Source organism: Niveispirillum sp. FG148, assembly GCF_057809655.1.
The window spans coordinates 47344-68407 of the sequence record NZ_JBMDKJ010000033.1 but is presented as its reverse complement, the minus strand read 5'-3'; the positions used below and the strand labels follow the sequence as shown (position 1 = coordinate 68407).

Annotated in this window: 15 protein-coding genes; 6 read left to right on the top strand and 9 right to left on the bottom strand. The window is 66.2% G+C overall.

Annotated features, from left to right (window positions below; genetic code table 11):
- On the bottom strand, nt 1–1091 hold a 1091-nt coding region (locus ACODTW_RS24235), incomplete at its 3' end, for a DUF4062 domain-containing protein (protein WP_488948704.1).
- Between the two features lie 246 nt (nt 1092–1337).
- Between ACODTW_RS24235 and ACODTW_RS24230 the strand changes: the two genes are divergently transcribed.
- The 4 genes from ACODTW_RS24230 to ACODTW_RS24215 all read left to right on the top strand — a co-directional run bounded on the left by ACODTW_RS24230 (nt 1338) and on the right by ACODTW_RS24215 (nt 9529).
- On the top strand, nt 1338–4046 hold the full coding sequence (locus ACODTW_RS24230) for a helix-turn-helix transcriptional regulator (RefSeq protein WP_488948703.1): 2709 nt from the start codon (nt 1338–1340) through the stop codon (nt 4044–4046).
- A gap of 143 nt (nt 4047–4189) precedes the next feature.
- Nucleotides 4190–5746, top strand: a complete 1557-nt coding sequence (locus ACODTW_RS24225; protein WP_488948702.1) for a hydantoinase/oxoprolinase N-terminal domain-containing protein — start codon at nt 4190–4192, stop codon at nt 5744–5746.
- Nucleotides 5747–5964: 218 nt separating this feature from the next.
- Nucleotides 5965–7062 (top strand): S-methyl thiohydantoin desulfurase family protein, encoded by a 1098-nt coding sequence (locus ACODTW_RS24220; RefSeq protein ID WP_488948701.1) that lies wholly within the window; start codon nt 5965–5967, stop codon nt 7060–7062.
- A gap of 382 nt (nt 7063–7444) precedes the next feature.
- Nucleotides 7445–9529 (top strand): TonB-dependent receptor, encoded by a 2085-nt coding sequence (locus ACODTW_RS24215; RefSeq protein WP_488948700.1) that lies wholly within the window; start codon nt 7445–7447, stop codon nt 9527–9529.
- A 72-nt stretch (nt 9530–9601) separates the two neighbouring features.
- Here ACODTW_RS24215 and lldD read toward each other — a convergent pair whose 3' ends face one another.
- From lldD to rhmD, 8 genes are all read right to left on the bottom strand, one after another.
- On the bottom strand, nt 9602–10732 hold the full coding sequence (gene lldD / locus ACODTW_RS24210) for an FMN-dependent L-lactate dehydrogenase LldD (protein ID WP_488948699.1): 1131 nt from the start codon (nt 10730–10732) through the stop codon (nt 9602–9604).
- Between the two features lie 217 nt (nt 10733–10949).
- Nucleotides 10950–12527, bottom strand: coding sequence for an MGH1-like glycoside hydrolase domain-containing protein (locus ACODTW_RS24205; RefSeq protein ID WP_488948698.1), 1578 nt, complete (start codon nt 12525–12527; stop codon nt 10950–10952).
- Entirely contained in the window at nt 12524–14113 is a 1590-nt protein-coding gene (locus tag ACODTW_RS24200) for a glycoside hydrolase family 43 protein (protein ID WP_488948697.1), read from the bottom strand. Before ACODTW_RS24200 ends, ACODTW_RS24205 begins: the two co-directional genes overlap by 4 nt.
- Before the next feature lie 3 nt (nt 14114–14116).
- Nucleotides 14117–15184: an L-rhamnose/proton symporter RhaT gene (gene rhaT / locus ACODTW_RS24195; protein ID WP_488948696.1), complete on the bottom strand. Its 1068-nt coding sequence runs from the start codon at nt 15182–15184 to the stop codon at nt 14117–14119.
- The gene (locus ACODTW_RS24190) at nt 15181–16107 is read right to left on the bottom strand and encodes an amidohydrolase family protein (RefSeq protein ID WP_488948695.1); all 927 of its coding nucleotides are present in this window, start codon (nt 16105–16107) and stop codon (nt 15181–15183) included. The genes rhaT and ACODTW_RS24190 overlap by 4 nt, the downstream gene beginning before the upstream one ends.
- A gap of 260 nt (nt 16108–16367) precedes the next feature.
- Nucleotides 16368–17117, bottom strand: a complete 750-nt coding sequence (locus tag ACODTW_RS24185; RefSeq protein ID WP_488948694.1) for an SDR family NAD(P)-dependent oxidoreductase — start codon at nt 17115–17117, stop codon at nt 16368–16370.
- Nucleotides 17114–17980 carry a 2,4-didehydro-3-deoxy-L-rhamnonate hydrolase gene (locus tag ACODTW_RS24180; protein WP_488948693.1) on the bottom strand — a complete coding sequence of 289 codons (867 nt, stop codon included), beginning with the start codon at nt 17978–17980 and terminating at the stop codon, nt 17114–17116. Before ACODTW_RS24180 ends, ACODTW_RS24185 begins: the two co-directional genes overlap by 4 nt.
- A gap of 10 nt (nt 17981–17990) precedes the next feature.
- A complete protein-coding gene (gene rhmD / locus ACODTW_RS24175; protein ID WP_488948692.1) occupies nt 17991–19178 on the bottom strand; it encodes an L-rhamnonate dehydratase in 1188 nt (395 codons plus the stop codon).
- A gap of 152 nt (nt 19179–19330) precedes the next feature.
- Between rhmD and ACODTW_RS24170 the strand changes: the two genes are divergently transcribed.
- Entirely contained in the window at nt 19331–20152 is an 822-nt protein-coding gene (locus ACODTW_RS24170) for an IclR family transcriptional regulator (RefSeq protein ID WP_488948691.1), read from the top strand.
- Nucleotides 20153–20294: 142 nt separating this feature from the next.
- The gene (gene lra1 / locus ACODTW_RS24165) at nt 20295–21059 is read left to right on the top strand and encodes an L-rhamnose 1-dehydrogenase Lra1 (RefSeq protein ID WP_488948690.1); all 765 of its coding nucleotides are present in this window, start codon (nt 20295–20297) and stop codon (nt 21057–21059) included.
- Nucleotides 21060–21064 lie beyond the last annotated feature (5 nt).

Here is a 21064-nt window from a genome sequence, read left to right as displayed (position 1 = left end):
AAGCGGGCCAGGAGATCATCGTAGACACGGATCTCCTCCTCACTGCGGCCCAGTGTGCCGAGGGCAACTCCCTTGTTCCGAAGCACCTTGGCGACCTGTTCCCGGATCGCGGGCTCGGTTGCGGTGCCAAACCGCGAAACCACATCTTCATAGCCGGCGATCTCTTCCTCGCGACGGCCCATGGTGCCGAGCGTATAGGCCTTGCCGAAAAGGGCAGATACCAGTTCCGTTCGCGTATCTGCTGTCGTCGGACGGGGCAGCAGGTCAATAGCCCTTGAGCAGCTGTTCAAGGAATCGTCAAGCTGACCAAGCTCGCGTTCGGCGACAGCGGCCCGAAGCCAGGCCTTGGCTTGCTTCAAACCATCCGGGCCGGCGGCACCGATGGCCCGGCGCGCGCAGAACAGGGCGCCGGCCGGGTCTGCGGGCTTGGTCTCATATAAGGAATCGTTGGCACTCTTCATCCAGAAGTCGAAGCCGGGATCGGGTGACGGCGCCCCTTTTACGCCCTTATCGTCTTTCGGCGTATAATCCAGGGCCGACTCCGGATTTGCGTCTGGATTGGTTGACCGCTGATGGTCACGCAGGAAGCCGGCAAGATGCTTCTCCAGAATATCATCGAAGTCGTCGATACCCGAATAGGCCTTGAAGAGATATTTCCGACCACTTTCAATTTTCGCTTTGAAATCCAGAACCTTCTGTAACTGCTGCCCTGGATCCTTCAATTGAGCGTCATCGACCTTCTTGAAGAAGAGCATAATGTTGCGGATCTTTCCCTCTTCATAGAGTTTTTCCGCGACATGCCACTCCTCTTCTGTGCCGGACGTATAGTCCGGCCCGCTGGACGTGCCCCAACGGTTATGCAGCACGAAGACCGCGAAGTCGCATTGGCGCAAGTCCTCGTTGATCAATTCCTGTGGCCGACCGGCGCTGGGCAGCGTCTCCTCCCAGCCGACAGGGTGATAGAGCGCGCCGTTGGGCTCCGCATGCTTCTCCGTGAAGGAAAGAAGCCGCGTCCGGAAGCGCTCACGTTCCTGTTCCAGCCCACCCGGCGAGGCAATGAAAATACGATACTGCGTCAAAGTGCGGGGCACGGTTAAACCTCATATGCCGCCCGCATGTTGGGCAGGAATGGATGGAGCCATCATCATCCAAGAGGATAAGGCCTTGGCATATTTCCTGTAAAGATGGTGATATCTAGTGGATTGTTCACCAATATTGAGGTGGCGTCACCCATCGGACGTGGCTGCCCCCACCCGCCATCCCCCCTGGCGGCACCCAGGCCTTGGTGATACATGCGAAGGCATCCGCCCCGTCGCCGTCACCCCGCGGGAACCCGCATGCAGCCGACATCGTCGCCCTCGCCCCAAACCACCTCCCACCCCGCCGAGGAGGATTGGAGCCTGATCGGGCGGCTGGCCCCGCCGGGATTGCGGGTGGAGACGGTGGCGCGCACTGATCTGCTGGCGCGCATGCTGGGGCCGGCGGCCTCGCCGCTGCTGCTGGTCATTTCCCCACCCGGCTTCGGCAAGACCACGCTGCTGACCCAGTTGTGGCAGACCCTGCGCCAGGGCCCGGACAGTGCGGCGGCCTGGCTGACCCTGGACGAGGATGACAGCGAGGTGACGCGCTTTGTCGCCCATCTGATCCTGGCCGTGGCCCAGGCGGGGCTGGAACTGGGGTCCCTGCCGCGCGTGGCCGAACAGCAGCTGTCCCAGGCCGACACCGACACCACGCTGTTGAGCCTGCTGCATTTCATCCAGCGCGCGCCACGGCGCCTGACCCTGATCCTGGACGATCTGCACCGGGTGAAATCGGCCGATGTCGACCGGGTGCTGGAACGGCTGGTGCGCCAGGCCGGCCCGCATTTCAATCTGGTGATCAGCGGGCGGGAACGGCCGCGCATCGCCATGGCGGGGATGGAGGCGCGCGGCCTGGTCACCAGCCTGGAGGCGGCCGACCTGCGCCTGACGGCAGCCCAGATGGTGGCCCTGTTCCCGGCAGATCTGGCCCCGGCGGACCTTGAATTGCTGCATGCGCGGACGGAAGGCTGGCCCGTCGCCATCCAGCTGGCCAAGCTGTGGCTGGAACGGGGCGGCGACCGGCGGCAGCTGATCTCCGGATTTTCCGGCCGCACGGTGGAGGTGGCGCGGTACCTGCTGGAACAGGTGCTGGGCGATCTGGAACCGGAACTGGCGGATTTCCTGGTGGAGACCGCCATCCTGGAACGGTTCGACGGCGATCTGGCCGATGCCGTGCGCGGGCGGGACGACAGCCACGCCCTGCTGGCCCGTCTGGCCCGGCTGGATGCACTGCTGGTGCCGCTGGATGGCGGGCGGGAATGGTTCCGGTATCACCATATGTTCGCCGATTACCTGCGCCAGCGGCTGTTGCAGCGCGGGTCGGGCGGCATGAACGCGCTGCACCGCCGTGCCGCCCGCCATCTGGCGGCCCAGGGCCAGACGCTGGACGCCGTGCGCCACGCGCAGAAGGGTGGCGATCTGGCCCAGGCCATCGATCTGGTGGCCGCGGCCGGCGGCTGGCGCATCATCCTGGGCGGCGGCATCGGCTTTGCCCGCAACCTGCTGACCAATTTCAGCGATGATGTCGTGCAGACCTCCCCCGTCCTGCTGCTGACCCAGGGCTATCTGCATATGAAGCTGGGCGACCTGGAACAGGCGCGCCGGCTGGTGGATCAGGCGGCCATCCTGGGCGGCGACGATACAAGACATGATCAGCGCGTCGTGGAGGCGCTGTTGCGCACCTATGCCGATCAGGTGGACGATCCGGCCTGGCGCGCCGCCCTGACGGCCGATATCGCCGCCTTGCCGGCGGGCGACGCCCTGGGCCGCGCCACGCTGCGCGCCGCCGCCGCGGTGGCCGATCTGGGCACCGCCGATTTCGCCATGGCCGAACGCGAAAGCCGGCGGGGCCGGGCGGAGATGCAGGCCGCCGGGTCCGTCCTGGGGGCGACATATTTCGCCTTCCATCTGGCGCAGAGCCATTTCTACCGCGGCCAGGTGGGCGAGGCGGAGCGCATCCTGCGCGATGCCATGGTGACGGCCGAGGCCTATTACGGCGCCGACAGCGCGCTGCGCGCCATCGGTTCCTGCCTGCTGGGCCATATCCAGTATTGGCGCAATGATCTGCCCGAAGCGCAGGGCTGGATCACGGCGGCGCTGGACGCCATCGAGACGCATGATGGCTGGATGGATGTCTATGCCGTGGCCTATCGCACGGCCATGGCCCTGGATTTAACGCAAGGTCGTCGGGCGGCGGCCCAGGCCGTGCTGGACCATGCCGAGGCGAATGCCGGCAAGCGCGGCCTGTCCGGCCTGTCGGCACTGGCCGCCGCCTGGAAGCTGGATCTGCTGCTGTCGGTGGGGGCGGGGGAGGAGGCGGATGCCTGGGTGCGTCAGGCCCGGCTGGAGGAAAAGCAGCGCCGCGCCCAGGCACCCGGCGACTGGCGCCTGTCCATGGCGCTGGGCACGGCGCTGGCGCAATGGCATCTGGCGGCGGGCCGGGCGGCAGCGGCGCTGAAATTCCTGCCCGGTCTGCGCACCGCCTGCGCCGCGCGGGACCGACGGTTTGACCAGGCCCGCCTGGACGTGCTGATCGCGGCCGCCTGTCAGCAGCGCGGCGACCAGGGGGAGGCGGCGGGCCATCTGTCCAATGCCCTGGACCTGATCGTGGCGGAACGGCTGCCGCGTCTGCTGCTGGACCTGGCGGTGCCCATGGAGCCGCTGCTGCAACTGGGTCTGGCGGGGGCCGCGGGGGCGGGGGACGGGCGGGCGGAACTGCTGTCCGGCCTGCTGGACAGCCCGGCGGCAGAAGAGGGCGCGACCGGCGCCGATGGCATGAGCGCGCGCGAACTGGCCGTGCTGCAGCAGCTTTGCCAGGGCCATTCCAACAAGCTGATCAGCTGGCATCTGGGCCTATCGGAGAATACCGTGAAATTCCATCTGAAGCGCATCTTCGCCAAGCTGGACGTCACCTCGCGCGCCGATGCCATCGCCGCCGCGACCCAGCGCGGGCTGGTCCGGGGCTGACAGCCACCGACCCGGCATCGCCCTTTCCCGACCCGTTCCTGCTACCCATCACCATCCCCGACCCTACCCCCGGCCCCTGTCGCTGGCCGGGCGACCCTTCGTCATCATCGGCATCAGGAACCCAATCAGCAGGGAGCGGCGCGATGCGCATAGGGGTGGATGTCGGGGGCACGAATACCGACGCCGTGATCATTCACGAAGGCAAGGTGATCGCGGCCCTGAAGACGCCGACCACGGATGATGTCGGCACGGGCGTGGTGCTGGCCATCCGCGGCGTGCTGGCCCAGGCTGCCGTGCCGCCGGGCGCCATCACCCAGGTCACCATCGGCACCACCCATTTCACCAACGCCTTCATCGAACGGCGGCGGTTGATGGAGGTGGCGGTGCTGCGCCTGTCGCTGCCGTCCAACACCTCTGTCCGGCCCATGATCGACTGGCCGTCGGACCTGACCGCGGTCATCGGCAATCATATCTATTGGGCCCATGGCGGCTATGAATTTGACGGGCGGGAAATCGCCCCCTTCGATGCGGGCGAAATCGAGGATGCTGCCCGCGATATCCAGCGCAAGGGCCTGCGCCATGTCGCCATTTCCTGCGCCTTCTCCCCCATCAATGACGCGATGGAACAGAAGGCGGCCGCCATCCTGCGCGACCTGATCCCCGATGTGCATATCACCCTGTCCAGCGAGGTCGGCCGCATGGGCATTATTGAGCGGGAAAATGCCGCCATCATGAATGCGGCGCTCTCTTCCATGTCGGGCCATGTGGTGGGGGCCTTCCGCTCGGCCCTGCAGAAACTGTCGATTTCCTGCCCCTTCTATATCAGCCAGAATGACGGGACCATCATGGCGGCCGACCATGTGGAACGGTTCCCCGTGCTGACCTTCGCCTCGGGTCTGACCAATTCCATGCGCGGGGCTGCCTGGCTGTCGGGGCTGCAGGATGCCATCGTCGTCGATATTGGCGGCACCACCACCGATGTCGGCGTGCTGGCCCATGGCTATCCGCGCGAAACCTCCATGGCCATCGATGTCGGCGGGGTGCGCACCAATTTCCGCATGCCCGACCTTCATTCCATCGGCCTGGGCGGCGGCAGTCTGGTCGTGCGCCAGCCGGACGGGTCCGTGACCGTCGGCCCGCGCAGCGTCGGCTATGACCTGATCACCAAGGGTCTGGTGTTTGGCGGCGACATCCTGACCGCCACCGACATCGCCGTGGCCGCCGGCCGGCCCGACATCGGCAATGCGTCCGCCGTCGCCGGGCTGGACCGGGCCCTGGTCGGCCAGGCCGTGGATGTGATCCACGCCATGGTGGAGGCCGCCATCGACCGCATGAAGACCAGCGCCACGGCCGTGCCCGTCATCCTGGTGGGGGGCGGCGGCGTGCTGGTGTCGCGCCCGCTGGCCGGGGTGTCGGAGCTGCACATCCCCGAACATGCCGGTGTGGCCAACGCCATCGGTGCCGCCATGGCCCAGGTGGGCGGGGAGGCCGACCGCATCCATTTCTATGACCGCGTAGGCCGTGACGCCGCCTTGGAAAGTGCCAAGGCCGAAGCGGTGGACGCCGCCGTCAGTGCCGGCGCCGATCCGGCCACGGTGCGGGTGATGGAGGTGGAAGAAACCCCCGTCGCCTACATGCCCGGCAACGCCATGCGCGTGCGCGCCAAGGCCGTGGGCGAACTGGCGACGGGGGCGGGGTGAGGGGGAGACATCTGCTGATTTTATCCGTCATCCCGGCGAAAGCCGGGACCCAGGGGCCAGGCGCCCGACCTCTCAGCAGCTTTGATCGACGCAGCGTCGACGGTTGCCCCTGTGGCCCCTGGGTCCCGGCTTTCGCCGGGATGACGGGAGAAGAGAGCACGTCCCCCCACCCCCCAACCCTCCGCACAGCACAGCGCCGCCCCCTTCAGGAGCAAACCATGCAGATCACCATCAACGACCTGATCGATTTCACCCGCGGTGCGGCCTTTCTGGGCACGGGCGGGGGTGGGGACCCCTATGTCGGTCGCCTGCTGCTGAAGCAGGAAATGGAAAACGGCCGTACCATCACCATCGTCAAACCGGCGGAGGTGGCCGACGACGCCCTGGTCATCCCCATCGCCGCCATCGGCGCCCCGTCGGTGATGCTGGAACGCGCGCCCAAGATCGAGGCGCTGGAAACGGCGCTGGCCAAGCTGGAAGGGTTGCTGGGTCGCAAGGCCGATGCCCTGACCTGCATCGAAAGCGGCGGCATCAATGCCACCCTGCCGCTGATCCTGGCCGCGCGCACGGGTCTGCCCATTGTCGATGCCGATGGCATGGGCCGGGCCTTTCCCGAATTGCAGATGGTGACCTTCAACATCTATGGGCTGAAGGCCTCGCCCTTCGTCATGACCAATGACCGCTGTGAAAGCGTGACGTTCGAGGTGGAAAGCAACCATTTCGCCGAACAGCTGGCCCGGTCCACCGTCATGGCCATGGCCGGCGCCGCGCATCTGGCCATTTACCCGATGTCAGGGGCGGACCTGAAGGCGGCGGGCGTGCCGGGCACCCTGACCTTGGCGCTGGATATCGGCCGGGCCATTGCCGAGGCGCGGCGCGGCCGGGCCGACCCGGTGCAGGGGCTGCTGGATTTCCTGCGCACCATGCCCGAACCGCGCCATGCCAGCGTGCTGGCCGAAGGCAAGGTGGTGGACATCAAGCGGGAGACGCGCGACGGCTTCAATTTCGGCCGGGTGCTGGTGCAGCCCTTCGGCGATCCGGACGGGGTGCCGACGGAGATCGTCTTCCGCAACGAATATCTGACGGTCAAGCGCGGGGACGATTTCCTGTGCATGGTGCCAGACCTTGTCTGCGTGCTGGACGCGGAATCGGCCGAACCCATCACCACTGAAACCCTGAAATACGGGGCGCGGGTCAAGGTGGTGGGCGTCAGCGTGCCGCCCGTCATGCGCACGGATGCGGCGCTCGCCACCTTCGGCCCCCGCGCGTTTGGCATCGACAGCGACTATCTGCCGATCGAGGGGTTGGTGGGGTGAGGGGTGAGGGGTGAGGGCTTAAGTTTAAGGTGAAATGTCCCTTTCCCGTCATCCCGGCGAAAGCCGGGACCCAGGGGCCCAAAGCCCGACCTTTCCGCCGCTTTGATCCACGCTGCGGTGAGGTTTGATCTTGTGGCCCCTGGGTCCCGGCTTTCGCCGGGATGACGGGGAAGGGATAGCAGGGAACACCCACCCACCCGTCGCTACCCGTCAGGGGGCCGGGCACTACCCACCCCCCGCTTTGACGGTGGGGCGGATGTTTCGGGAAGATGACACTGGATAGCGGCAAAGTTCAGACGCCTGCCGGACACCACACGTCAAGATGTGGATTGGCCCTGACACCAAAGCCGCCAAACAAACTGAACAGAGCATGGGGATGCACATGGGACGGTTTCAAATGCAGCGGCGCCTGATGCAGCGCGTACTCACCGGCTCGCTGGCCGGCCTGGCCCTGGTGGTGCCGGCCATGGCCGAGGACGGGCTGGTGCTGGAAGAAATCATCGTGACGGCACAGAAGCGGGCGGAGAAGCTGCAGGAGGTGCCGGTTTCCGTCACCGCCTTCTCCGCCGCCGCCATCGAGGATGCGGGCATCAAGACGGCCGAGGATTTCATCTCGCTGTCGCCCAATATCCGCATGGTGCAGTCCTTCACGGTCGGCAACAGCTTCGTCACCGTGCGCGGCATCTCCCAGATCAACAATAACGACCCGTCGGTGGCGGTCGTGGTTGACGGCGTGCCGCAGGCCAACCAGAAGCAGCTGACCCAGCAATTCTTCGATATCGAACGGATCGAAGTGCTGAAGGGCCCGCAGGGCGCGCTCTATGGCCGCAACTCCATCGGCGGTGCCATCAACATCATCACCCGCCAGCCCAAGGACAAGATGGAGGGCTCGGCGGAGATCGGTTACGGCAATGGCGACACCTGGTCGGCCACGGCCGCCGTGGGTGGCCCCATCGTGCAGGACAAGCTGCTGTTCCGCGCTGCCGCCAGCTATCAGAACAGCGACGGCTTCATCAACAATGTCTTCCTGAACAAGAAGGCCGATGCCTACGAGGACAAGACGGGCCGCCTGCAGGCCACCTGGCTTGCCACGGAAAACATCTCCGTCGATGCCCGCGCGTCCCTGTCGCGCACCGATGGCGGCGCCGTGCTCTATAGCCAGTTCGGCACGACGGGCCTGTCGAACGCCACCTATATCAAGCCGAACGAGAATGTCCTGGGCGAAAGCTCCCGCGACATGGACGATTTCTCGCTGAAGATCGACTGGGATTTCGGCCCCGCGGCCCTGACCGCCATCACCGCCTACAGCACGGTGACGGAAAGCTATCGCGGCGATCTGGACTTCTCCTCGGCCAAGGTGCTGGGCCAGGGCCAGGATCTGGACGTCGACATGCTGAGCCAGGAGGTTCGCCTGACCTCCCCCAGCGACCAGCCCTTCCGCTGGATCACCGGCGCCTATTACCTGCACACCAACCGCGACCTGAAGACCACCGTCTTCCTGGACAATAACGGCACCATCGCCGGCTTCACCCCGCTGCTGGTGTTCGGCGATGAAAGCAATTCCAACGACGCCTATGCCATTTTCGGCCAGGGCGCCTTTGATCTGACGGAAAAGCTGGAATTGTCGGCGGCCCTGCGTTTTGACGCCGATGACCGCGAACAGACCGACCTTTTGCGCAACAAGGCCGTGCGCGACAAGGTCTTCACCAAGTGGCAGCCGAAATTCACCGCCAAGTACAAGTGGACCGACGCGGTGATGACCTACGCGACATATTCGACCGGCTTCCGGTCCGGCGGCTTCAACGCGCCCACGGTCACGCCCGCCATCTTCGCCAAGGAAACCACGACCAATTACGAGGCCGGGTTCAAGGCGACGCTGGCCGATGGCCGTCTGGTGCTGAACGGCTCCGCCTTCCATACCAAGCTGAAGAACGCGCAGATCTTCAAGGTCGATCTGGTGGCCGGTGCGCAGATCATCGACAATGTGCGCAGCGCCAATCTGAACGGCCTGGAACTGGAAGCGCAGGCGCGTCTGGCCCGCGGCTGGGACCTGTTCGGCGGCCTGGGCGTGACCGACAGCGAAATCAAGAATTTCGACGGCAGCAAGTCCTATATCGGCAACCAGTTGCCGAACAACACCAAGTTCACGCTGAATGCCGGCAGCCAGTACAAGTTTGACATCACGGACGAGGTCGAGGGCATGTTGCGCTTCGACATCGATCACCGCGGCAAGCAGTATTATACGGCCGACAATATCGACTATCGCAAGTCGATCACGCTGGTCGACCTGCGCGCCGGCGTCAATTACCAGAACTGGTCGCTGACGGCCTATGTCAAGAACCTGACCGACAAGCAGTATTTCAGCGAATATGCCGATGCCAAATGGTCCGGCTCGGCCACCGGCCAGGATCTGGGCCAGCTTTCGCGTCCCCGCACCTATGGCGTCACGGCCAAGGCGCGGTTCTGATTTGGGTTACCCCTCAGACTGCTGAACTGCACCCCCGCCCGGCAACGGGCGGGGGTTTTTTTGCCCGACAGCCTATGCCAGAACCGACCGGTCGATCTCCGCGATGCTGCTGGTGCCGGTCAGGGCCATGGCGACGCGCATTTCCTTGGCGAACAATTCCAGCAATTGCGCCACGCCCGCCTCTCCGCCTGCCGCCAGGGCATAGAGCCAGGCGCGGCCCAGCAGCACGCCCTTTGCCCCCAGCGCCAGCATGCGCACCACGTCCAGGCCGGACCGCACGCCGCCATCGGCCAGCACGGTCAGCCGGTCGCCCACGGCATCGGCGATGGCGGGAAGGGCGCGGGCGGATGACATGACCCCGTCCAGCTGCCGTCCGCCATGGTTGGAGACGACAATGCCGTCTGCCCCGATATCGGCGGCGGCGCGGGCATCGTCAGGGTCCAGGATGCCTTTGATAATCAAGGGCCCGTCCCAGCCCTGGCGGATCCAGTCCAGATCGGCCCAGCAGATGGACGGATCGAAATTGGCCCCCAGCCAGCCCATATAATCATTCATGCCGCTTTTGGCGCCCAGCACCGGTTCCAGGTTGCCCAGCTTGTGCGGGCGCCCCAGCAGGCCGACATCCCAGGCCCAGCCGGGATGGGTCATGGCCTGCCACACCCGGCGCAGCGGCGCATGGGGGCCGGACATGCCGGAATGGGCATCACGATACCGCGCACCGGGCACGGGCATGTCGACCGTGAAGACCAGGGCCTTGGCGCCTTGCGCCTTGGCTGTGGCCAGCAGGTCGCGCATGAAACCCCGGTCGCGGATGACATACAGCTGGAACCAGAGCGGCCCGTCGGTCCCCGCCGCCACTTCGGTCAGCGAACAGAGCGAGACGGTGGACAGGGTGAAGGGCAGGCCGGCCTTGTTGGCGGCGCGGGCGGCCTGCACCTCTCCCCGTCGCCGGTACATGCCGGAAATGCCCACAGGTCCCAGGGCGACGGGCATGCTGAAATCCTGCCCGAACAGGCGCGTACCCAGGCTGATGTCGCTGACATCGCGCAGCACCCGCTGACGCAGGGCGATGCCGGACAGGTCCGACACATTGCGGCGCAGCGTCTCCTCCGCATTCGCCCCGCCATCGGCATAGTCGAACAGGAACCGCGGCAACCGCCGCCGCGCCGCTTCACGGAAATCCTGAGGGGAGGAGATGATCATGATGGGTTCCGGTGGGGGTGGGGGGGTGAAGGACTAGGGCTTACTCTTTCCGTCATCCCGGCGAAAGCCGGGACCCAGGAGCCAGAGGCCCGACCTGTCGGCAGCGGCCACGGACGCCATATCGACGCTTGATCCCGTGGCCCCTGGGTCCCGGCTTGCGCCGGGATGACGGGGAAAGTGCTTCAATGTCGGCGGGACGATGACAATTTTCAGAATCCTACACCGCCAGCCGCTGATTGCCACGCACCGACAGCTTCCGCGCCTGCCCGCCGGGCACGCGCAGGGTCGGGTGCTGCGGCGTCGTTTCGATCCCGACCAGGGCCTTTGGCCTGCCCGTCCGGTCGGTGATCAACCGCGCGGCACCGCCCTCAATCCGGGCCACGGGCTTGCCCGACAGGGTCAGGTCGGCGCCTTTGCCGTCATAGGTCACAACCGCCGACCCGCCGCCATCCAGGGGCAAGGACAGCCGCGCGCCCTTGGCCGCGCGGTGGGCGGGGCGGATGTTCCAGTGCAGGTCGTCGGGCGTTTCGACCACGCCCAGCAGCCGCCACGTATAATCGATCATCACCAGCGCCGTGGGGGAATAATCGGGCCGATCCTCCCCACCTGTGAAGGCGCCCGTCATCGGGTCCACCTGCTGGCGGAAACTCATGTCGGCCATGATCGCCTTACACCAGGCCTCCATCATGGCGGTGAATTCCGCCGCCCGGCCGTAATGGTCCATCCAGCGTCCGGCCCGCAGCGCCGTCAACCCCTGTGACGCCCCGCCCCAGCTATTGGCCGGGATGGGCCGGACGAAGGCGGGATCGTCCATGGCGATGGAAGACAGCGGGTAGGGGCCCCAGAACGCCTTGGGATTATGCAGTTGTCGTTCCCAGATCGTGTCGAACAGGGCCTGATCGGGCACATGTTCGCCGCAGACGCGGGTGATGACATCCGACCGCACGCGCACGAACCGGCCTTCCGCGTCCAGGTCATAGAAGGCGGCATCGTCGGCGGCATAGAGCTTCGACAGGATCAGGCCGCGCAGGGCCTCGGCCTGTTCGGTCCAGCGGTCGGCCTCGCCCCCCTTGCCCAGCGCACGCGCCATGTCAGCCATGGCGCGGCGGGCGCCGACCATGGTGGCCGACAGGTCGGGGCACAGGCGCGGCAGGCCCGGAATATCGTGATGGCGGCGCGCATCCTTGTTGGGACACTGGTTGGGCATGCCGGCCCAGCGGGGGCTGTTATCATGGCCGGTATCATAGGTGCAGAACCCCTCCACCAGGCCCGTTCCCCGCGTATTGCGATGGCGCAGCAGCCAGCCATCCCAGGCGGCGCAGGCGCGGTAGGCTGCCTCCAGCAGCTCCGCATCGCCCGTGGCGCGGGCCAGTTCCCAGGCGGTGGCGGCGATGGGCACCACCATCTGAATCTGGCCGAAGCCGGTTTCCGTCACCTTGTTGTTGGCGGGCAGCTGGCCGTCGGCGCGCTGCAATTCGAAGAAGGTCAGGTGGCTGTCGCGGGCCACATCGGGGCGGAATTTGCGATAGACCAAGGCCTCATGCGGGCCGCATTCCTGCCAGATACCGCGATAGACCGACCCTTCGATCAGCACGGGCCGGCTGATATAGGGCATGGTCTGGACATTGGCCGCCAGCACCGAAAGCGCCTTGTCATAGGCGGCCTGCCATCCGGCGTCGGATGTCGTAAAGCGGGGGGCGTCGGCGCGGGCGTGCTCCTGTGCCAAAGACGGATGGGCCAGGGTCAGGGCGGCGGCACCGGCCAGGACGCTGCGGCGACTTAAATTCACACTCATCGCGTCACCTCCACATGCAGCCAGTCGATATCGACATGGCCGCCGGCCCGGCGCTTGTTGAAACTGAACAGGGCGGGGCGGGAGCCCTTCCACCAGGAAAACCGCGCCAGCGGGATGGGCTCGCCCATGCTGGTGAAGCTGTCGCCGTCATTCAGGCTGTAGGCATAGCGGACCTTCTGGTCCGGGGTCACCGTCGCCCGGAACTGGATGAAGGTCGGGGCCACGACGGGGCCGGGTGTCTCCACCCCCTGGTCGGCCAGCGTGATGCGGGTGACCCCATCCTCGCGCACCAGCCCGATCCAGCTGGGCCGCACGCCGAACAGCGACAGGCCCGCCCGCTGCCCGTCGGCCAGTCCCGACGCATCCAGCCGCGCCGTGATCCGGCTTTCCGGGCCCTGCAGGATCTGGGTCAAGGTATTGCGCGCGGTGGTCAGATGGTCGGCCCGACCGGCGGCAAGGCGCAGGAAGCCCGGCCGCGCCGACAGGCTCCACGCCCGATCATCGGGATTATGGTTCCAGGACCATTGCGGACCCAGTGTCGCGGTCGTGAACTCGTCATTGTCCTGCAGCCGGTCGCGCGTGGGGGCGGACCCGGTGTCGGGCAGCGTATGGGTCGCCACCGGCTGCCCGCCATAGGTGCCGGCGATCCGGTCGCCCATCACGGGCCAGCCATCGATCCATTCCACGGGCTGCAGATGCACGATGCGGCCGAAGGCGCCCGTGCTGTTGAAATGCGCGAACCAGCTTTGGCCCGACGGGGTTTCCACCCAGCCGCCCTGGTGCGGCCCTTCCAGCGCGGTCGTGCCCTGGCTCAACACCACCTGCGCCTCATAGTGACCGTGGATATTGCGCGACCGCAGGGCCACCTGTGCGCCCTTTTCCACCCCGCCAAAGGGGGCCAGGATGATGTACCAGCCATCGCGCTTGTACAGTTTCGGCCCTTCCAGGATGGGCAGCTTTTCCTTGTCCTGGACGATGATGGTGCCGTCATCCAGCACGCTTTTCCCGTCGGGCGCCATGCGGTGCAGGATCAGGGGGCCGGCCCCCACCACCGAATGCACCAGCCAGGCCGTGCCATCCTCATCCCAGAAGGGGCAGGGGTCCTCCAGACGCGGCTTATCGATGACCTTCACGGGTGGGGTCCACGGCCCTTCCGCCTTCTCCGCCGTCGCCATGAACACGCCCTCATCCGGCGTGGCCCAGTAGACGTAGAAGCGGCCGGCATGGTGGCGGATGGACGGGGCCCAGACGCCAGAGGCATAGCGGGTGCCGCCCACGGGCTTGGATCTGGTGTCGTCCAGCTGGAACGGCCCCGGCATGTCATAGGCGGGGTCGAAGGGCAGCCGGGGCAGGACATGGCCGACGAGGGTCCAATGCACCAGATCGCGAGAGCGCAGCACGGGGATGCCCGGCGACAGGTGGAAGCTGGACGCCACCATATAATAATCCGACCCCACCCGGATCAGGTCCGGGTCGGAATAATCGGCGTAAAGGATGGGGTTGGCATAGGTCGCCGGGGCCGCCGGAACGGCCGGCGGGACCAGCAGCAGCAATGCCGCCAGCGCCAGGGGGAACCGCATCCGCATGCCCTATGCCCCCAGTGAATTGCCATAGCCGATGATGATGGTGGCGCCGATCAGCAGGGCCACACCCGTCCAGACCAGCCGCCGCACCCCCGGCCGCGCATCCTTCCATTCCCGGAAGGCAAAACCCCAGAGCGTGCCGAAAATGATGATGGAGGCCATGTGCAACGTCCAGGAGGAGAAGCCATAGGCGCCCATCTGGCTTTCACCCATGGTGTAGAAGAAGAACTGGAAATACCAGGCGGCCCCGGCCAGGGCGCAGAGCAGGAAATTGGCCAGCAAGGGCGGTGCCTCCCGGCCGCCCTCGGCCGACCGGCCCAGCCATTGCCCGGCACTGCCATTGCGGATGATCAGGATGCCGCACCAGACGGCATTGGTGATCAACCCGCCGAACATCACCAGACACAGCACCGGCAACCCGGTCCAGAGCGGGCCGGTGCCGGCGGCCGCCGACAGCGCCTTCACCGGTTCCCCCGCCGCCAGCCCGAAGGCAAAGCAGGACGACATGATGCCGGAGAAGATGGCGACCGCGATGCCCTTCACGAAGTCGAACTCGGCCACGGCCGCCTTCTTTTGATCGTCGGACAAGGCCGCATCCTTGCGCGCGCCGGCCAGCGCTACCGTGGCGATGCCGGCACAGGTGACCAGCAGACCCAGCAGGATGATGCGGCCGCTGGCACTGTCCAGCAGCTTGGCCGCGAAATCGCCCTGAAACAGCGGCGGGATCAGGGTGCCGAAAACGGTACAGAGGCCCAGCACCACCGCCATGCCCAGCGACAGGCCCAGATAGCGCATGGTCAAGCCATAGGTCAGCCCGCCGAACCCCCACAGCATGCCGAAGAAGACGGGCCAGAGCAGGGTCGGCGTGGGCGTCTGCGCCAGCACGCCCAGCAGGTCGCGGGTCTGGATGGAGGCGAAGAACCAGGGCGCGATCAGCCAGGAAACCAGCCCGCCCGTCAGCCAGTAGATCTCCCACGACCAACGGCGCACGCCGCGATAGGGGACATAGAAGCTGGCCGATGACAGGCCGCCCAGCCAATGGAAGACGACGCCCAGCAAGGGATTGGCATTCATGGCGTTTCTCCCGTCGGCAGGGACAGGCCCAGCCGGTAGATGCGGTTGGCATTGCCGGCGAACAGGGCGCGCCGGTCGGCTTGGGACAGGTCGGACATTGCATCGGCCAGCGCGTCCATGGTCACATCGAACGGCGCGAACAGCCGGTCGGTGGGAAAATCGCTGGCGACCATCACCCGGTCCGGCCCGAACAGGTCGATCACCTCCCGCGCCCGGTCGCGGGCGGCGCGCGCCTCAAACGGCCGGAAAGCGAAACCCATCCCCGACAGCTTCACCGACACCTGCGGCAGGGCCGCGAGCGCCGCCATCCCGTTGCGCCATGCCGCCCGGCCGGCCGCGTCCAGATCCACGCCCATGCCGGCATGGTTGATGATGATTGGCACAGCGGGATGGCGGGCGATCAGGCGGGCCAGCGTGGGGAACTGCCCCGGATAGGCCTGCAGGTCAAAGGACAGGCCGTATTTTTCCAGCAGCGCGAAGCCGCGCGCGAAGGCTGCATCGCCCGTGATGTCGCGGGCCGTATAGGTGCGGCCCGGATCGGGGTGCCAGTTGACGATATGGCGCACCCCGCGCACGCGCGGTCGGGACGCGAGCGCGGCTAGCAGCCCCTCCACATCGGGGGCATCCAGCGCGGCGCAGGCGATCATGGCCGTGGGCAGCCCGTCGCCATCGGCCAGTTTGTTCAGCCAGTCGGTTTCCGCCAGCGACTGGGCGGGGCCGGCGCCGGCTTCCACATGCACCACCCCGATGGGCTTCCACCGCCCGGCCTCCGCCCGGTAATGGGCGGGCAGGTAGGTCGCGGCAATGGCGCTGACATCGCCATTGGGCCCGGTATCGCTGAAGGGCGGCGACAACCAGTCATAGCGCAGATGCGCCAGGTCCCAGAAATGGACATGGGCATCGATGAAGGGCAATTCTGCCACGGCTCTGTTTCCTCCCTGGCGCTGCCTTTCTTGGGTGGGCGGCGTCCTTGGTTTTTGGTTGGGTGCGGGTTGGCTGTCTTCTCTTTCTCTTTCTCTTTCTCCCCCTCTCTCTCCGTCATCCCGGCGAAAGCCGGGACCCAGCGTGAGGCGCGGTTAGCGCCGATATGACTCTTATCGCGGCAGACGCCGCTCTACGCTGGGCCCCGGCTTTCGCCGGGGTGACGGGAGAGAGCAAGAGAGAGAGCGCAAGCCACCCCCCCTCAATATGTCGTCCGCCCCCCCGACGTATCGAAGGTCGACGCGGTGGTGAAGCTGCACTCCTCCGATGCCATGAAACAGATCATGGCCGTGCTTTCCGCCACCTGGCCCAGCCGGCCCATGGGGATGCGGGAGCGCATATAGTCGATCTGGCTTTGCGGAAGCTGATCCAGGATGGGGCTGTCGAAGGTGGCAGGCGTGATGGCGTTCACGATGACGCCCTTGGTCGCCAGTTCCTTGCCCAGCGACTTGGTAAAGCCGATCACCCCGGCCTTGGACGCGGAATAGGCCGACGCGTTGGGGTTGCCCTCCTTGCCGGCCACAGACGCCACATTGACGATGCGGCCATAGCCATTGGCGATCAGGTGCGGCACCAATGCGCGGCAGCAATAGAAGATGCCGTTCAGATTGATGTCGACCGTGCGCCGCCAGCTGTCGATGGGGAATTCATGCACGGGCACCGTGGCGCCCGTGATGCCGGCCGAACAGACCAGGATATCGACGCTACCCAGGGCCGCGACCGTCGATGCCGCGGCGGCGGCGACCGCGTCGGGGTCGGACACGTCCAAGGCCTCGGCATGGTCGGCGCCGATCTCCCGGCGGGCCTGATCGACCTGTTCGGCATTCAGGTCCCAAAGGGCGGCACGGCCGCCCTCTGCGATGATGCGGCGCGCCACGTCCAGCCCCAGGCCGGACGCGGCACCGGTGACAATGGCGGTCCGCCCGGCGAACCGCCCTGCGAACACGCTCATGCCGATACCCCCGCCGGGTCGAAGGGAATGACGGTTTGCTGCTGCACGCCCAGCTTTTCGATGCCCAGGCGCATGGTATCGCCGGCCTTCAGGAAGATCGGTGACGGCTTTTGCCCCATGCCCACGCCGGGCGGGGTGCCCGTGGTGATCAGATCGCCCGGTTCCAGGGTGATGAAGCGGCTGATATAGGCGACCAACTGGCGGATGGTGAAGATCATGGTGCGGCTGTTGCCATCCTGCACACGCTTGCCGTTTACCTCCAGCCACATGGACAGGTTCTGTGGGTCACCCACCTCGTCCGCCGTCACCACCCAGGGGCCGACGGGGCCGAACGTGTCGCAGCCCTTGCCTTTGTCCCAGGTGCCGCCGCGTTCGATCTGGAACTCGCGCTCCGACACGTCATTGATCAGGACATAGCCCGCGACATGGTCCAGGGCGTCGGCTTCCTCGACATAGCGCGCCGTCTTGCCGATGACGACGCCCAGCTCCACCTCCCAGTCGGTCTTGACCGACCCTTTGGGCAGCATGACCGGGTCGTTGGGGCCGTTCAGGCAACTGATGGCCTTGGTGAACAGCACCGGCTCGGCGGGGATGGGCAGGTTGCTTTCCGCCGCATGGTCGGCGAAATTCAGCCCCACGGCGATGAATTTGCGCACGCCATTGATGGGGATGCCGTAACGCGGGCTGCCTTCCACCTTGGGCAGGCTGGCCGGGTCGATGGCGGCGATGGCGGCCAGACCCGCCGGGGTCAGGCTGTCGGGCGTGATGTCGGCGATGTGGCCGGACAGGTCGCGCAAATTGCCCTGCGCATCCACCAGGCCCGGCTTTTCCGAACCACGGGAACCAAATCGGCAAAGTTTCATGATCTGTCTCTCAATGCGTGTAGGGGCGGTGCATCGGGATGTCGCGGTTCAGCTCAACCCCGAAGCCCGGCTGATCCAGGGCGGAAAGCTTGATCCGGCCATTCTGCGGCACCGGTTCGCCCAGCAATTGCGGGGCGAACATGGGCACCACCTCTGTGGGACCGGGATGCATCATCAGGAACTCGGCAAAGGGCGAGTTATGGCGGGTGATGACGAAGTGATAGGAATAGACCGATGACCCGTGCGGCACGACCATCTTGCCACGCGCATCGGCCAGCGCGGAGATTTTCAGCAGTTCGGTGATGCCGCCGCACCAGCCCACATCGGGCTGGATGATGTCGCAGCATTCCATCTCCAGCAGCATGCGGAAGCCCCAGCGCGTGGCCTCATGCTCGCCCGTGGTTACCAGAAGCCCGGCCGGCACCTTGCGCTTCAGCTCGGCATAGCCCCAGTAATCGTCGGGGCTGATCGCCTCCTCGATCCATTTCAGGCCGCATTCATGCCAGGCGCGGTGTGCCAGCCGGGTGGCGTAATCCACGTCCAGCGCCATCCAGCAATCATACATCAGCCAGAAATCGGGCCCGACCTTGGCCCGCATGTCGGCCAGCAGATCGATATTCTTCTGCAACCCTTCCAGCCCCTCGGCCGGGCCATGGTGCAGGGGCAGCTTGCCGCCGATGAAGCCCATCTCCCTGGCCAGATCGGGCCGGGCGCCCGTGGCGTAGAATTGCAGCTCGTCCCGCACGGCCCCGCCCAGCAGCTGGTGCACCGGCTCGCCCCGCAGCTTGCCCAGCAGGTCCCACAGCGCCAGGTCGACGCCGGAAATGGCGTTCACCACCAGCCCCTTGCGGCCATAATACTGGGTGGAGAAATACATCTGGTCCCAGATCTTCTCATATTCGGCCGGGTTGCGGCCTTCCAGGAAGCGGGAAAGATGCTTTTCCACGATATAGGCCGCAGGCTCCCCGCCCGTGGTCACGGCAAAGCCCACGGTGCCATCCTCGGCCTCGATCTCCACCACCAGCGTGCCCAGCACATTGATGCCGAAGCTCTGCCGGCTCTGCCGGTATTCCGGATAACGCGACATGGGCGTGGCGATATGGTCGTCGATCCAGTGGCCGGCGCCCTGATCATGGTAATCGGCGCCGCCGCCGCGCACGGTGAAGGCCCGGACATGCTTGATACGGGATAAAGTCATAAAGTTTCGACCCGGAACGGGGCCTCCCTGGCGATTAACCCGCGTTGGAATTCCCAACATGTGGTATCGTGTGGCTTGTGCTGGGACAAGTGATCCTTACGGAAGCGCTTGTCATCCGGATTGTTCCACATTATAGGAAAGCATGCTAATAAATGGGACGACATCCGTCAAATGCTGAATCGGCCGAAAGCGCATCCGGGGCCAAGACGCCATCGGGCAGCCAGACCCTGCTGCGGGGGCTGGACGTGATCGAGGCGGTGGTGGATGGGCCGATCTCGCTGGCCGATCTGTCGGCCCGGCTGGGGCTGACGCGGTCGACGACGCATCGGCTGGCCCAGGCCCTGATCGACCGGCGCTATCTGACCTTCACGCCGCGCCTGGGTTACCAGTCGGGGCCGAAGCTGCTGGAACTGGGCTTCCTGGCCCGGTCGCAGATCGACATCGTGCAGATGGCGCGCCCGCATCTGGAACGGCTGGCGGCGGAGACGGAGGATACGGTGCATCTGGGGGTGGTCGATGGCGACCGCGCGCTGTACCTGGACAAGATTCCCGGCCGGCGGCGGGTGGAAATCAGCAGCCGGGTCGGCGACCGCCACCCGCTGACCTCCACCGGCATGGGCAAGGCCCTGCTGCTGGATGATGGCCCGACGCGGTGGAAGCAGCTGTTCGACCTGGACCAGTCGGGTGCCCGCATCAAGGCCGACTATAGCGTCTGGCAGGACCGCATGCACCGCTATGTCGATGGCGGCTACGCCTTTGATTTGCAGGAGAATGAGGATCTGATCCGCTGCGTCGCCGCCCCCATCCGCGACGCCTCGGGCCGGATCGTGGCCGCCTTCAGCGTATCGAGTGCTGCGCAATATATGAGCGACGAACGCATGGCCGCCCTGACCCGCGACGTGCGGGCCGTGGCCGCGGAAATCAGCGGCGAACTGGGCTGGTCGGAAAGGGCAAAGGCGCCAAAGGCGGGTTGAGGACAGGGTGATCAGACCATCGGCCGCGTCTGCAGGCGATGGTCCGGCGGCGACCGCCGCCGCGCGGCGCGTGCCGCGTGAAGCCAAGCCGCCGGATGGCGGCGCCGGCGCCTGAGGAACAGTGAAACGGAGGAACCATAAGGTGCGGTTGCTGGATGACAAGGTGGTGCTGATCACGGGCGGTTCGGCCGGCATCGGCCGGGCGGCGGCCCTGGCGGCGGCGCGGCAGGGGGCCGATGTGGCCGTGCTGGACCTGCGCGATGGCCCGGCCATGGACAGCCTGCTGGCGGAGATCCAGGCGCTGGGCCGCCGTGCCATCGCCGTGCAGGGCGACGTTGCCGATGCCGACAGCGCGAAGCGCTTCGTCGCGGCCGCCGTCGACGCCCTGGGCGGGGTCGATGTCTTTGTCAGCAATGCCGGCATCTGCCCGTTCCATGGCTTCCTGGACATGCCGGCATCCACCTTCGAACGCACCATGCGCGTCAATCTGCACGGCGCCTATTACATGGTGCAGGCAGCCGCCAACCGCATGGTGGAGCAGGGGCGGGGGGGCGCCATCGTCGCCGTCTCCTCCATCTCCGCCCTGGTCGGGGGGGAGTTTCAGACCCATTACACGCCGACCAAGGCGGGTGTGCATTCGCTGATGCAATCGGCCGCCATCGCGCTGGGCCGGCACGGCATCCGCTGCAATTCCGTGCTGCCGGGCACCATCCTGACCGACATCAACAAGGATGATCTGGCCGACGCCGACAAGCGCCGCTATATGGAAAGCCGTGTGCCGCTGGGCCGCCTGGGCGAGCCGGACGACCTGGCCGGGCCCATCATCTTCCTGGCGTCGGACATGGCCCGTTACGTCACGGGTGCGGCGCTGCTGGTCGATGGCGGCATGTTCGTGAACCTGCAATAGCCGGC